Source organism: Streptomyces sp. SCSIO 75703 (assembly GCF_036607905.1).
In the GTDB taxonomy this organism is placed as follows: Bacteria; Actinomycetota; Actinomycetes; order Streptomycetales; family Streptomycetaceae; genus Streptomyces.
The window spans coordinates 4,058,431-4,071,126 of the sequence record NZ_CP144555.1 but is presented as its reverse complement, the minus strand read 5'-3'; the positions used below and the strand labels follow the sequence as shown (position 1 = coordinate 4,071,126).

Below are 12,696 nucleotides of genomic sequence, written 5' to 3'. Positions count from 1 at the left end.
CGCGGCGGACGTCTTCGTGGTGGCCCGCGACCACCGCGACGTCTCCGAGCGGGTGCGGGACCGGGCGGGCAGGTGGTCACGGTGAACATCCAGGTGGGGGCGCCCTGGTCAGGGCCCCGCCCCCAGGGGCGCCGAGGCCCGGGATCGCGGGCACCGTGCCCCCGGCTCCGGGCCCGGTCCCCCCGGCAGACTGACGGCACACCACCCGCCCGCCCGCGCACCACCCTCCGCCGGACGACAACTCAAAGCCCCCACCAGATGAACCCGGTGGGGGCTTTGCCGTGCGTGGGGTGTTCACGAGTACGCCTGACCAGGCACTCCAGAAACCTACGAAGATCGCTTCCCACCCCGCCTACGACCGGGCGCCGCCCGCTGTCAGACGCAGGGGCAAGGATGGGCGGCATGACGAAGACCGCAGCGGACTACGCATGGTTCGAGGACGACTTTCCAGACATCGCCGAGGCGTACTGCTTCACCCTGGTGCGCGATCCGTCGCCCGTTGAGCTGATGTCCCGGCTCGAAGCACGACCGGAGGCTCCCCTGCAGGGCATAGCCGCAGTCGTCGACGCCACCTTCGCCCAGTACGACGAGGAGGACGGGGACCGGCAGCTGATCGCCATGACGACCGTGGGCACCTGGACGCTGCTGATCGAACCCAACGGCTACCTCGGAGTCACCGAAGAACAAGCGCTGCCGGCCTCCGCCGGAACAAGCTGGATCTCCCACTTCACCAACATCAACGCCGTCAGCACGTTCCTCTGGGCAGAGGACCAGGTGCTGCGGCTGTGCTTCGACCCCATGTTCCCGGAGGACCGCTGGGGCGCCGATCCCGACGGACTCCTCGCCGTCATCAAGAGAATCGGCTTCCGCCTCGACGATGACGACCCGGAAACGGATCTGTCCGCGCCAGCGGCGTTCGCCCTGGCCGAGCACCTGACCGGTGTCGCCATCACTCCCACGCTGCTCCAGGACACGAGGTTCACCTGCGCCACGGTAAAGATCCGCTGACCGCCCCTCGTTGTCAGAGGTCGCCTCTATCGTGCGGGCAACGATGATGGAGAGGAAAAGCAAGGGGGTTTTCAGGTGAGTTGGTCTTCGGCCGCAGTGAGCGTCCACTGATCGAGGCCCCAGTCTTCGGCGGTGCTCAAGAGGACGACGAGGGCGGCATAACCGCTTGGTGGACGCGGCTCGGTGGGTGGCAGATGTGGCAGTTCCACGGGACCTTGCCCGACGGGGCCGAGGACGTCCTGCGCGCCGTAGTCGAGTGGACAGGAGCTCCGGCTTGTGTGGCGTCCGTGCACGACAGTGACGTCGCGTTGGTGTCGGGTCTGGAGCCTGGTGGCGACGAGTGGGACGTGTGGCTGAATCTCCCGATCGCGGCAGAGATGCTGGACCGTCCACTGGCCGAGCTGGATGCCTCCGTACCCGTCGGCGCCCGCAAGGCTCTGTCCTGGGCTCGGTCTGCGGGGGTCGGTGTCGGCGCGGACGTGACCGTGTTCGAGAAGGTCCTGCGCTCTCAGGAGACCTTCGCGGAAGAGCTCTTCGACACGCTTCTGGACCGCTTGCGCTTTCCTGCGGCCGTCGATCCTGAGGCAGGCTGAGCGAGGGCCTCCTCGCCGTGCCGGAGTCCGCCCAATACTGGCTGGAGTTGCAGAGGCTCCACGCGGCAGAGTGGCGTGGTGACTGAGATGTGGCATCGCGGCGACTGCATAACGAAGGTGGTTACGCGCTGTCGCCCGCTATGGGGCAAGCCTCTGTCAGGCTCGGTATCAATGCGAGCCACCGATCAGACCGTCGCGGACGTGCGGCTACGCCTGCTCTCGGGAGGGACTGCCGGGCCAGCTGTCGGTGGCGCCGTGGATGATCGGCCGCATGACACATGGTTCCCGAGATGCCCTGCACTCTCTCGCCCTGCAGCATCTATCGCCTGAGGTTGCCGAGAAGTGGCTCGGTCTGCTTCGCCCTGGTGTGCGTCTTGAGATAGCGGCTGGCTCTGACGACGGGGTCGGCCATCTTGGCGGCCTGCCGGCCTTGCCAGCCTCCGCAGAGTGGCCGGCATGGGATGGTCACGGTCCACTCTCCTTCATCGCCTCGATCGACTGCACGCGCCTCCAGGCGGCTGCGCTGGACATCGACCTGCCCGCGACAGGGACGCTGCTGTTCTTCTACTTCGATGGGCAGTTGGACGATGGCGATGCTCTCGTTCTTGCTGAGGACCGGGAGAGCTGGGCGGGCGCCCGCGTGCTCTACGTGGGGGCTGACGAGGAGGTGTCAGAGCGTGGGGCGCCTGCCGGGCTCAAGCCGTACCCGGTGGTGCCACTGACCGCTCGGGTGGAGATGACTGCGACCGAGCCTTGGCATCCATCTGTTCGGGCCGCCTTCGCCCCAGACGCCCCGCTAGGGAACCGGTACGACCACCCCGTCTGCGCGCAGGAGTTCCTCGAGGCGCTGTGGGAGTTCGACGACGAGGTGGGACATCAGGTCGGCGGCCACGCTCACTCTGTTCAGAACCCTGTGGAGATCGAGATCGCGGAGGCGGTTTTGGGCGGCGAGGTGTCCTGGGACGACCCGCGTCTATCCGAGGAGGCGAGCAACTGGGTGTTGCTGGCCCAGTTCGACAGCGAGGACGCCGCGGACATGATGTGGGGCGATGCCGGAGCCCTGTACTGGCTGATCCGCCCGGAAGACCTGGCCGAGCGGCGCTTCGAGCGGGCGATGTTCACCTGGCAGTGCTGCTGATGAGCGCGGCACCTCCCGCCTGGGGAGTCCAGTACACGCTGAGCCTGCCGAGCGAGGACGCTGCCCGCGCCGCTGCGGCTGAGCTGTCCGGGATGGGGCACCGTCTGACGGCGGTGCGCGTCCACGATCACTTCCGGTTCGTTCCGTCGAGTTTCTGGTGCGGCAAGCCGTCGATGGACCCGGAGCTGGAGGGTTGGTGGCAGGTCTTCTCGCTGGCCGTCTACAGCGGGTACGAGCGCATGGCTCTCGAGCCGCTCTTTCGGAGTGAGCGGATTCGGGTGGCTCGTGTTGCCCGTGCCCATGGCGGTTTTCATCAGGGGGACAGCGAGGGGCATGCTGCGACTCTCGAAGGTGTCTTCACACGGGACGGTCTGGTCCATGAGCGGGCCGGTGCCGACGTCGTCCTTCCCAGTCATCTACCCAAGGATCCCGTGCGTCCGCCGGCCGGACCACCGTGGAAGAGCAGTGAGGTCGGTGATCCCGCAGTGCTGGTCCAGGCCGTGGTGGCGGTCGCAGAGCGCATGTACGGCAGCGCGGAGGATGCTCCGGATGCCGTGGGGTGGCTGCTTGACGAGGAGTTCGCGTTCGGCGAGCCCTACGGGTCAACGGGCGATTTCCTCGGCGATCTCGCGGATGCCGTGGCCCACCAAGGCACTTGCACCGACGCCACCGTCGAGGCTGTCCCATTCCTCACGGAACTGGTCTGCGACGACAGCGTCGCGCCCGGCAGCCGGCTGGTTCTGCTCGGCGACCTGTTGCGGCTTGCTGCTTCGGGGCCGGCTGCAGAGGTCTCACTGGCCGATCGCATCACCGCACTCGGGGGTGGCTGGGAGGAGTCTGCAGCTGAGTACCTGACACGGCGGGCCATCGGCAGCGAGCTGCCGAGACTGCTGTCCCGCTGGGAGAACGAGAGCGACGCCGTCCGATTCGCTCTCGCCGCCCTCACGGCGCTCTGTGGCTCTCGTGACCAGCGCGCACTCTCAGGGCTGGCCGTTCTCCCGACTCCAGCAGGCAACTCCCGCGCCGATGTCGTGTCGCTCGTGGCAGCCCTGCTCAGTGACGATCGAGAAGGCTTGGTGCCTGCACTGGACGGGCTGGCCTCCTGGTCGCCCCGCGTTGCAGAGAAGGCAGCCAGCCCGAACGTGGAGCTTCAGAGTCTGGGACTGGCCATCCTTCCGGGCCTCGTCCTCGAAGACGTGACGTCAGGAATCGTGGCAGAGCCTGATCTGCCGTAATTGTTCACGGTGTTAAGCATTACGACTGGCGTCGCAGTCACGCAGGTCAGGGACGCCAGACATCAGGCTCCCGCTCCGTCGCGCCTCAACTGCCAGACTCCGTTGGTCATTTAGCTGCCGAGCGCGACGGGCATTCCCCACGATGACTGCCGTTGTCCTGTCATGCGGGAGGGCCGAGGAGGGCGGATGGACTGCACAGAGGCGAGCGAGCCGGATGCGACTCCCGGGTTGCGGACGGCTGTTGGGATCTACTCCGGCAAGACCGATCGGGCGCTGGCGGGGATCTCGGAGCTCGAAGCAGAACTCGCGGACCTCCGAGTCGAGTCGGCGAAGTACGCCCGGCGGCCGGGCCGTCCCCTTCGGTGAACTGTCCACGCCGAGAACGCCTCCGCCCTGCTCGACCGACCGCCTCGGGCCCGCATCAGACCGTGATCAAACTGGCGGTTCTCCGCTCCCGCGCCAGCCACGCCTCGGCTCGCCCGACCGTCCAGCTCCCTGACAGAGAGTGGACGGGCCCTCCCGGCAAGGAGGCGCTGCCCGCCGACTGCGGGGCCTCCGCGATCAGCGTCCCCGTCGACGCGGCCGGAGACTTGAAGATCGCCAAGTTCCGGCAGGACAGCCACTACCTCAGCCTCGCCTGGGATCGGATCTACAGGCCGATCCGTTCCCACAACGAGGGCCTCAACGGCCGCCTCAAGGGCGCCTACCTGGACATCGGCAACCCGATGCACCGACGAGCACCCGGCCAGGTGGCCCAGACGATCCTGATCGCGATCATGTTGGCCATCGGAAACCTGGACATCCTGGAAACCTGGCTCTACGAGCGCACCGGCAGCCGACTCTCCGACGCCGACTTCGACTCCATTCCTGCTGCCCCAGATCACGACCAGGCGTCCAGCCCCGCACTACTCGACATGGGACGGCATCCCCCGACCAACCTCTGAACGAGCGGCGCCACAGCCACACATCACGACCACCAGCCCCGGGCGACCGGGGTCGGTTCGCATACCCCGGCAGCGGTGAGGCGCCTGCCGAGCAACCCGCCAGACCCGATACGCCGCCATCCACCACCCCGAACAGGCATCGAACGACCCTCAAAACGACGAAGATCCCGCCCGATCTTTCGATCGGACGGGATCTCGTCAACGCTCCTGAGCTAGCTCAGGAGCAGTCGTGCGTGGACTGTTCACGAGTACGCCTGACCAGGCGGGACAGAGGCGGTTGAAGATCGCTTCCCAGTTAGCCGAAGATCGTTTCCCGCTGATGGGGCGACCCCACGATATGGAGTGGAGTCAGGGCGGCCACGCAAGGCAGAGTGAGACGGTGAGTGAACTGTGAGCACATACCCTGACGTGGGCAGATGTGGATCCGGCTCAGCATCCGTTCGAGATGGACGACGATGCGGCGGAGAAGTTGGCGAGCCTTGTCGCGCCCTTGCTGCCCAACGCTGACGTCGCTCGCGAGGATCGCTGGCGTTCGCTGGATCCCGTCACCGAGTTCCTGGCCAGCCGGTACAGCCGATGGGCCTGCGGATGGAACTGGTCAGTCGGCGAGGGTGACGTCGACGGAGGCGTCGTCGAGGTCTGGTGCTGTTCATCCGACTCTGTGACGACCCCGGATGCGGCTGCCCCGCTGGTTGTCGAGGCCCTTCGGGAATGGCGTGGCAGGCTGGAGGACCTGGCAGAGCGGTTCGCGGCCCTGGCCCCGCCGGAGAACACCGCGGCTTCTTCGGCGGACCTCTGGAACTGGGAGCGGGCGTGCACGCGCCTGGTCACCGTGGTGGCTGACCGCACCCAGGCCGAGAGCGGCTGGTACGGGCACTGCATGCAAGTACTCCGATGGTTCCTCGCCTACAACGGCATCGACGAGGGCCAGGCCGAGGAGATCGTCGAGAACGCGGTCGGCGGCCGGTTCGGCAGTTGGATCGCGCCTGACGTTCCGGTGGTCGACGCGGTGAGTTCGCGGTTCGCCAGAGGCGTGGGCGGCATCAGATGACCTCCGGGTCCGGCCAACCGAAGGACAGCCTCGCCGACTGGCTGCTCATCCGCCCGGAGATCTCCTGGCCGTCCTGGCGCGGCGCATCCCCTGTCTCTGGAGCACCGGCCCGCGACGGCTTCCGGAGTTTCTTCATGGCAACGCGAGGTGGACGTGACAGCGGGGGAACCGCGCGGGTTCTGACCGCCCTCGACGTGGCCTTTGCCGACGCGGAGCAGGGCAGGCCGCTGGCCTTCGCCCTGATGGCGAAGTGGCAGCGGACCGTGTTGGGCCACGACCTCGTCGGTTTCCGCACGATGCCGGCCTTCGCGAAGGGCGGACGGGAGCGCTACGGTCTTGCACCCGATACGCAGACGCTGTTCGAGCACTGTCTGTCCGAGAGCGTTCTACCGAATCTGCCCCTCCCCTCACGTGCTGCCCGGGCCTACCTCGACGTCCTCTTCTTCCATCCGTTCGAGGACGGCAATGCCCGCGCGGCCATGCTGGCGTTGGCCTTCGTCCTTGCACGCGAAGGCGTCCTCCTCGACCAGGTTCACCCGCTGCAGACCACCCGCTGGGCCGACGACGCCGAAGGCGCGGCCGATCTGGCAAGGCTGCTCGGAGTCCTGATCACCGCTGCGGAGCGGCGTCCGTCCCACGGGAGGCCGTCATGAACGAACGCGACGTCCTGCTCAACGAGCTCGCACAGGGGCTGCGCCCGATGTCAGAGGGCATCGAATGGTTCGACAGCCTCGGCCAGGAAAAGCAGTCCGAGGCGCTGCTGTTCCTGCGCCATCACTGCGTCCAGGCGCGCGCTGTCGCCGAGGACGCGCAGGAGGCCATCCGCCGTGCCGGGCTGCGCCTGACCCATACGCCCGCAGTGCTGATCTCACGAGGCCGGATCGACGAGCAGCTGGGGAAGATTGCCGGTCTCGCCCCCCTCGACGAACGTCGTAAGGCTTTCAGGCTGCTGATCGCGGTGCTCACGATTGCCGATGCGCGACGCCGTGAGCGCTTCTGCTCCGACGGCTGCAGTCACTGGTGGCACAGATTGTCCGTCGCCTGAAACCCGAATACCGCGGCTCTGAAGGCACTTCACGCCTGAGCGTTCCTGAGGAATGGATCAGTCCTACCAGGACTCCCATCGTTTCCCACGACGACGGTGGCTGTGGATGATGGTGCGGTGACGAGCATCAGGGACGACCACGTGAAGGTCCACTTCCGCCTGGAGGTAGACGAGGACGGCTGGCCGCCGGCGAGCGTGGAGAGTTTGTGGGCGGTGGACCTCGGCGACGGAACCGTTCGGTTGGACAACACTCCCTGGTTCGTACGCGGAGTCGCCAGCGACGACATCATCCGGGTGGAGCTCGATGATGAAGGCGTCCGCTGGGCTGGCGAGACGGTGCAGGCTTCAGAGAACTGCACCATCCGGTTGATCGTCATGAAGGACGGCGGCTCAGCTGCCGCTCGGCAGACCGTGCTGGAGACCTTTCACCGGCTCGGCACGACCGGCGAGGGTATCGAGCAGTTCCGGATGGTGGCGCTCGATGTGCCACCGGATGCGGACCTGCCTCGGATTCGGAAGCTCTTGGAACATGGAGAGGCCAAGGGGTGGTGGCACTGGGAGGAAGGGTGTGTCACCGCCGTGTGGCAGGCCACGGCAGCTGCGTGACTGCCATAGCGGCTCGCGCCTCTCTTCGTGCGGAGGCAAGGAGGAAAACGCTATGACCACCTTTCACTGCGTCAGCTGTCAGCAGCTCCTGACAAGGGAGGTGGCTCCGGGGGAACCGCTGAGGGGGCCGGAGCGGCCGGTGGGCCATGAGGTCGTCTCGCCCCGGATGGCCCCGGGGACCTTCAAGGTCAATTTCGACGCCAGTCTGCTGATCTTTCACCCGGATGACGTTCCGGGGACTGCGCTGCACCCCGATTCTCGGCGTCTCGTTGGCTGCTGCGGACTCGCCGGCCAGGACGGCCCCAACCTTGTGTGCAGCGGCTGCGGTGTCGAGGTCGCGACCAAGGAGTCTGACTGCTGGACCGACAATCTCGTGGCGTTGATCGCCTCCGCCGTCACGGAGAGTGTGTCCTCGCGCCTCAGCCTTTAGCGATGGGAGCGGAGCATGCGGTCGCGGTACTGCTGGAAGCGGTACCATCCGGAGGTTTCTAGTGGAGTGATCAGGTCTCCTTCGGCGCAGTCCAGAACCTTGCAGCGTAGGGCTCCTGCGAGGCGGAAGACAGGGGTGAGGACGTCGTCGCCGCCTCCGCGGATGTGGAGCATGATCGAGTCGACTGGGTCTTCTGTGCCGATGTTGAGCTCCATGGACCAGGTGGGGCCGAGGAGTTCGCCCCAGGTGGGGTCGGAAAGGTCGGTGTCGGGGATGGCCTGGGTGATGGCTGCGAGGACGTCGTGCTGGCTGCCGAGCGGGGCGGGGGCGTAGTCGTCAGAGATCTGCTGCACCGAGGTGACGTCATTGGGCAGGCGGAGGAGGAGCACGTCCCAGCTCATGGTGACCTTTCGGGGATAACTCGTAGAGGGTGCGGTGGTTCAGATCAGGCTGAGCTGTTCGCCGGGAGGCTGTGGCGTGAGCACGTTCCGTAGGTTGCGGATGTGCGTGCGCCAGGGACCGCCATTCGATTCATCCCAGAGGTCCATCAGCTCGGACGGCTCGGTCATGACGCGGTCGAGGGCCTGGAGGGCAAGGTCGCGCACGCCGGTGAGGTCGGGAAGTGGCTCTTCGGGGCCGTAGACGGGATCGGTCGGCTCACCCTCGGGGCACTGCGCGGCAACGAGGGCGGCTGCGGCGACGGCTTCTTCGGATTCGGGTGCTTCGAGGTAGCCGGCTGTGTCGATCACGCGTGTGAGGGTGCCGAGGATGATGCCCGCGCGCGCATCCGCAGCTGCCTCGTCGAGGGTGTAGCTGAAGTCCGCTGCGGTGTCGTTGTCGAAGGGGCCGACATCCCAAGTGCCCATGTTGCCCTCCTGCATCGTGGCCGGTTCCGGGCATCCTGACAGCAGCCACTGACATTGAGCCCTGCCTGAACGGGGACAGGAGTGATCCCGCACCGATTCTGAGTGAGCGGAAGGCGAACGCGTGCGGTCGGTTGGGGATATCTGCGGTCTCGCTCTGCGATCTTGTTGCGGCTCGCCCTACGTTTGGCTCGGGCTCCGACTGCCGTTGGGGCCGTAGTGCCGGTGGGGAGAGGGCGGACCGCGATGACGTCGCTGTTCGAGCGTCTTGCTCTGGAAGAGGCGGTCGTGCGTGGAGAGTTGTCCTCCCTGCGCGAGAAGATCGCGGTGACCGAGGAACGGCTGGCTCACCTGACGATCACGCGGGAGACGTTGTTGTCCCTGGTTGGCAAGGAGTACGCCGACCAGGACGACGGCGTCATGCAGGAGCCGCTGGCAGCCCCTGCGGACGAACCGGTGACCGAACGACCCCCTGCCCCCGATTCCCGGCCTGCTGATGCAGAAGTACCTTCCAGCGGGGCGGCGTCTGGCGGCCCGTTGGAGTGGGAAGAGGCGCGAGAGCGGATGCTGGTGCTGCTGGCGGGGGCTGGTCGGGCGATGAAGTCCGGCCACAGGTTGGCGCCGGTGAAGTGGGCGAGGCGGGCGACGGTGGCCACGTCCGGCCGGGACCGTCCCGCGAGAAGGTCAGCTACGGCCTGCCTGTTCACTCCGGAGCCGGCGGCGGTCGCGCGCAGACTCAGGCCCCGGCCGTCCAGGACCAGGGCGAGAGTACGAGCGATGTAGCGTACCGCTTCGGCGGCCGCATCGGTGCTCGGCTGTTCGGGCCAGGCTTCCGGATTGTCGGTCAGCTCCCTGGGGGAGCGTGCGCGGGCGCGTCCGCCAACCATGCGCGCACCATCCTGTCCGTTGAAATTGATCAGCTGTGGAATGGCTGCTTGTCCAGCCGGTATGCATGGACCGTGATCCTTGATCCCGTCACGTCCGCGAAGATCACCCGCTACCGGCCCAAGAGCGTTCCGCCTGTGTGGGCCGAGGTCGCGCCGCTGGTGCGGTCGGTCGTCGCTGCGGCCGTGACGGCGGTGCCCTATGACGTGGAGCGGCTGCTGCACGTCGTCGGCAGACTGGCGTTGTGGGCCGAGGCGGCGGGGATCGAGCGGTCTGCAGACGCGTGGTTGCGCAACGAGGTGATCGACGCGTTCGTGCTCTCGCGGGCCGGGGAGATTGAGGCGTCGTCGGTACGGACGTACCGGACGTGGCTGCTGCGCGTACGCGATGCCCTGGCGTGGAGTGAGCGCGGGGAGGCGCCCCCGGCCCGGATGCACGCTGAGGTGAGTCCGCACCAGCCCTACACGGCAGCCGAGTTGGCGGGACTGCGGCACTGGGCGACTCATCTGCCCCGCCAGCAAAAGACCGACGCGCTGGCGCTGCTGGGGCTGGGTGCCGGTCTGGGGCTGATGCCGAAGGAGGTCGCGGCCAGTCGGGGCATCGATCTGCGCCGTCCGCGCCAGGACGGACCGCTGCTGCACAAGGGCGTCGAGCGGCTGGTCCCGCTCGTCGCACGGGCCGCCTGGGACACGATCCTGGGTGAACTGGCAGATCGGGCGGGCGACGGGGACTTGTTCCGGCCGAGGCGGACCGTCGAGTACTCCAAGAACCTGATCGGCTCCTGGTCCCTGCTCCACCGGCCGCCGCGGGATCTGCCTGCGGTGTCGGTAGGCCGGTTGCGGGCGACGTGGATCGTCGAGCTGATGCGCGCGCATATCGATCACCATCTGATCGCCCAGGCGGCCGGCCTCGCTTCCGCCGCGTCTCTGGCCCGCTGGCAGCACCTGGTGCCGCCCGTGGACGAGGTGACTGCGGCCCGGCTCCTGCGAGGCCCGGAGGAGAGGTGACCAAGCCCCGGGCCTGGCGGAACCCGGAGAAGATCAGACAGTGCCGGCCGCGGCCGGTCACCGACGCACCCGCCCAGGCCCCCGACTCCAAGGTCGGTCAGCTCGACGCACTCCTCCAGGAGTCCGGAGTGCTTGAGCTGATCGACACCGAGTTGCAGGGCCGCCCGGGTCCGAAGGGGCTCCCGGTCCGGACCGTGCTGGTGGGGTTGCTGCTTGCGTTGCACTATCACCGCAGCGCCAGCCTCGCGGATGTCTGCAGAGTGCTGCTCGATGAGCTTCGGGCCCCCGCGCGGTCGTGGCTCGGCGTTCCGGACGGCAGCCGTGCCGACGACCACGCCAGGATCGCGTTCTCCCGCCGCGTCTACCAGTCTTTCGACCGGCTGACCACCGCCCTCGACCCCCTTCGCTGCGACCGGCGACGTCGGCTTCCCGCCGAGGAGGCCCACGTCGTGGCAGCCGCTTGGGAGGACACGGACGCCGAGCGCACACGTCGGCGGGAGCTGCTGCAGGAGGTCAGTGACCGTCTGGTGCTGATCACCGTCCGCCTCGCCCACCGCCGGGGACTGTTCGAAGGCTGGCGGGGCGACATCGCCGCCGACACCACCCCGATCCCCGCCTGGCACCAGCCGCCCCAGGAACGACGTTGCTTGGCCTCCGTCGAACTCACCGCCGGCTGGCACTACTGCGGAGGCTCCGAGGAAGGGATCTTCGGACACTCCGCCAGCCTTCTGGTCGCCTCCAGCCGACGCCACCCCGCAGGACACCCGCAGGCCGGTGAACGCGTCAGCCACCATCCGCAACTGGCCCTCGGTCTCGTCCTGGACACCCCGGGCAAACGTATCGGCCCGAACGCGGTCCACTCCCTCGCCCGACTTGCTCCGTTCGGCTTCCCGGCAGGGCTGCTGGCGGCCGACCGCGCCTACACCGACCAGAACACCGAGCACTTCGCCCAGCCGGTCCGCACCATGGGCTACCAGCTGGTTCTCGACTACAAGCAGCAGCACCGGGGCGTCCAGGGCACCCACCAAGGCGCCCTCCTCGTCGACGGCTCCCTCGCCTGCCCCGCCATGCCGGACGCACTGGCCCGTGCGACGGCCGGGCTCGACGACAGGGCCGTACGCGGCATCGGCGACAGCGGCGAGCTCCACGATCTGATCGCCGCCCGGGAGCCGTACTTCCTCAAGCTCAAGCAGTCCGCGGACGAGCGGGGCGCGATCAGGCTCCAGTGCCCGGCGAGCGGGCCCTCGCCCGCCGTATCGTGTCCCCGCTTCAACCAGGTCCACCGCGTCCCGGCACCACGGCCGGCCGTGGTCGACCTCACGAACAAACGGGCCGCCGCCGCACACGCTGCGGCCAAGCCCACCGTCCCGATCCCCCAAGGCGAACGACTGCGTCCCCTGCCCAGGAGCGAGTTGCCGCGCATCTGCCAGAAGCCCACGATCACCATCCGCCCTGGTGACCTCGGCAAGCTCGACAAGTTCCGCCAGGACCGGCACTACCTCCACCCCACCTGGCAGGACGCCTACCGGCCCGAACGAGCGAACATCAAGGGCCTCAACGGCAGGGCCAAGAGTCACGGCATCGACATCTCCGACCCCACCAAGCGCCTCGCCCACGGACGGGTCGCGCAGACCATCCTGCTCGCGCTGATGATCTGCAGCATCAACCTGCACATCCTCTTCACCTGGCAGCAGACCACCGGAGCCCGAGCGACCGCGACCACTCATGAAGTCGCCCCCATCTCCAGACCTGCCGCACGGCCACCCGACACGGCTGGCCTGCCTCCACCCAACGGTCCGGAGATCCGCACGACCACCTGAGACCTCAGCACCACCAGCAGGGATCACGCACGCCCGTCGACAGTCCTAGAACGCCCCCGCACCGGACCACC

At 67.8% G+C, this 12,696-nt stretch carries 15 protein-coding genes; 12 read left to right on the top strand and 3 right to left on the bottom strand.

Features of this window, described 5'->3' with window-relative positions; translation table 11 throughout:
* Positions 1-402: 402 nt before the first annotated feature.
* The 10 genes from VM636_RS17945 (at position 403) to VM636_RS17900 (ending at position 8,050) form a co-directional block, all read left to right on the top strand.
* A complete protein-coding gene (locus VM636_RS17945; protein WP_053914195.1) occupies positions 403-1,008 on the top strand; it encodes a DUF6461 domain-containing protein in 606 nt (201 codons plus the stop codon).
* A gap of 278 nt (positions 1,009-1,286) precedes the next feature.
* Positions 1,287-1,601 carry a hypothetical protein gene (locus VM636_RS17940; RefSeq protein ID WP_338485153.1) on the top strand — a complete coding sequence of 105 codons (315 nt, stop codon included), beginning with the start codon at positions 1,287-1,289 and terminating at the stop codon, positions 1,599-1,601.
* A 271-nt stretch (positions 1,602-1,872) separates the two neighbouring features.
* Positions 1,873-2,739, top strand: coding sequence for a YwqG family protein (locus tag VM636_RS17935; protein WP_053914194.1), 867 nt, complete (start codon positions 1,873-1,875; stop codon positions 2,737-2,739).
* Complete coding sequence (locus VM636_RS17930) at positions 2,739-3,974, top strand: hypothetical protein (RefSeq protein ID WP_338486398.1); 1,236 nt, start codon at positions 2,739-2,741, stop codon at positions 3,972-3,974. The genes VM636_RS17935 and VM636_RS17930 overlap by 1 nt, the downstream gene beginning before the upstream one ends.
* A 428-nt stretch (positions 3,975-4,402) precedes the next feature.
* Positions 4,403-4,918: a hypothetical protein gene (locus VM636_RS17925; protein ID WP_338485151.1), complete on the top strand. Its 516-nt coding sequence runs from the start codon at positions 4,403-4,405 to the stop codon at positions 4,916-4,918.
* Between the two features lie 445 nt (positions 4,919-5,363).
* Entirely contained in the window at positions 5,364-5,969 is a 606-nt protein-coding gene (locus VM636_RS17920; RefSeq protein WP_338485149.1) for a hypothetical protein, read from the top strand.
* Positions 5,966-6,622 carry a Fic family protein gene (locus tag VM636_RS17915; protein ID WP_338485147.1) on the top strand — a complete coding sequence of 219 codons (657 nt, stop codon included), beginning with the start codon at positions 5,966-5,968 and terminating at the stop codon, positions 6,620-6,622. Before VM636_RS17920 ends, VM636_RS17915 begins: the two co-directional genes overlap by 4 nt.
* The gene (locus VM636_RS17910) at positions 6,619-7,014 is read left to right on the top strand and encodes a DUF5958 family protein (protein WP_053914130.1); all 396 of its coding nucleotides are present in this window, start codon (positions 6,619-6,621) and stop codon (positions 7,012-7,014) included. Before VM636_RS17915 ends, VM636_RS17910 begins: the two co-directional genes overlap by 4 nt.
* A 117-nt stretch (positions 7,015-7,131) precedes the next feature.
* Positions 7,132-7,620 (top strand): DUF4265 domain-containing protein, encoded by a 489-nt coding sequence (locus VM636_RS17905; RefSeq protein WP_053914191.1) that lies wholly within the window; start codon positions 7,132-7,134, stop codon positions 7,618-7,620.
* Positions 7,621-7,672: 52 nt separating this feature from the next.
* A complete protein-coding gene (locus VM636_RS17900; protein ID WP_053914129.1) occupies positions 7,673-8,050 on the top strand; it encodes a hypothetical protein in 378 nt (125 codons plus the stop codon).
* Here the strand turns inward: VM636_RS17900 and VM636_RS17895 are convergent.
* From VM636_RS17895 to VM636_RS17885, 3 genes are all read right to left on the bottom strand, one after another.
* Positions 8,047-8,403 carry a hypothetical protein gene (locus VM636_RS17895; RefSeq protein ID WP_234340450.1) on the bottom strand — a complete coding sequence of 119 codons (357 nt, stop codon included), beginning with the start codon at positions 8,401-8,403 and terminating at the stop codon, positions 8,047-8,049. The genes VM636_RS17900 and VM636_RS17895 overlap by 4 nt on opposite strands.
* Before the next feature lie 87 nt (positions 8,404-8,490).
* Positions 8,491-8,916, bottom strand: coding sequence for a DUF4259 domain-containing protein (locus VM636_RS17890; RefSeq protein ID WP_338486396.1), 426 nt, complete (start codon positions 8,914-8,916; stop codon positions 8,491-8,493).
* Positions 8,917-9,260: 344 nt separating this feature from the next.
* A complete protein-coding gene (locus VM636_RS17885) occupies positions 9,261-9,800 on the bottom strand; it encodes a helix-turn-helix transcriptional regulator (RefSeq protein WP_107091393.1) in 540 nt (179 codons plus the stop codon).
* A gap of 72 nt (positions 9,801-9,872) precedes the next feature.
* Between VM636_RS17885 and VM636_RS17880 the strand changes: the two genes are divergently transcribed.
* Complete coding sequence (locus tag VM636_RS17880) at positions 9,873-10,805, top strand: hypothetical protein (protein WP_053914126.1); 933 nt, start codon at positions 9,873-9,875, stop codon at positions 10,803-10,805.
* Complete coding sequence (locus VM636_RS17875) at positions 10,802-12,625, top strand: hypothetical protein (RefSeq protein ID WP_338485142.1); 1,824 nt, start codon at positions 10,802-10,804, stop codon at positions 12,623-12,625. Before VM636_RS17880 ends, VM636_RS17875 begins: the two co-directional genes overlap by 4 nt.
* Positions 12,626-12,696: the final 71 nt, after the last annotated feature.

What these genes read in the sequence shown, in the direction of transcription:
- VM636_RS17910 (WP_053914130.1), top strand. Translation starts at nt 6,619, where the DNA reads ATGAACGAACGCGACGTCCTGCTCAACGAGCTCGCACAGGGGCTGCGC.
- VM636_RS17900 (WP_053914129.1), top strand. Translation starts at nt 7,673, where the DNA reads ATGACCACCTTTCACTGCGTCAGCTGTCAGCAGCTCCTGACAAGGGAG.
- VM636_RS17920 (WP_338485149.1), top strand. Translation starts at nt 5,364, where the DNA reads ATGGACGACGATGCGGCGGAGAAGTTGGCGAGCCTTGTCGCGCCCTTG.
- VM636_RS17935 (WP_053914194.1), top strand. Translation starts at nt 1,873, where the DNA reads ATGACACATGGTTCCCGAGATGCCCTGCACTCTCTCGCCCTGCAGCAT.
- VM636_RS17890 (WP_338486396.1), bottom strand. Translation starts at nt 8,916, where the DNA reads ATGGGCACTTGGGATGTCGGCCCCTTCGACAACGACACCGCAGCGGAC.
- VM636_RS17945 (WP_053914195.1), top strand. Translation starts at nt 403, where the DNA reads ATGACGAAGACCGCAGCGGACTACGCATGGTTCGAGGACGACTTTCCA.
- VM636_RS17915 (WP_338485147.1), top strand. Translation starts at nt 5,966, where the DNA reads ATGACCTCCGGGTCCGGCCAACCGAAGGACAGCCTCGCCGACTGGCTG.
- VM636_RS17885 (WP_107091393.1), bottom strand. Translation starts at nt 9,800, where the DNA reads ATGGTTGGCGGACGCGCCCGCGCACGCTCCCCCAGGGAGCTGACCGAC.
- VM636_RS17930 (WP_338486398.1), top strand. Translation starts at nt 2,739, where the DNA reads ATGAGCGCGGCACCTCCCGCCTGGGGAGTCCAGTACACGCTGAGCCTG.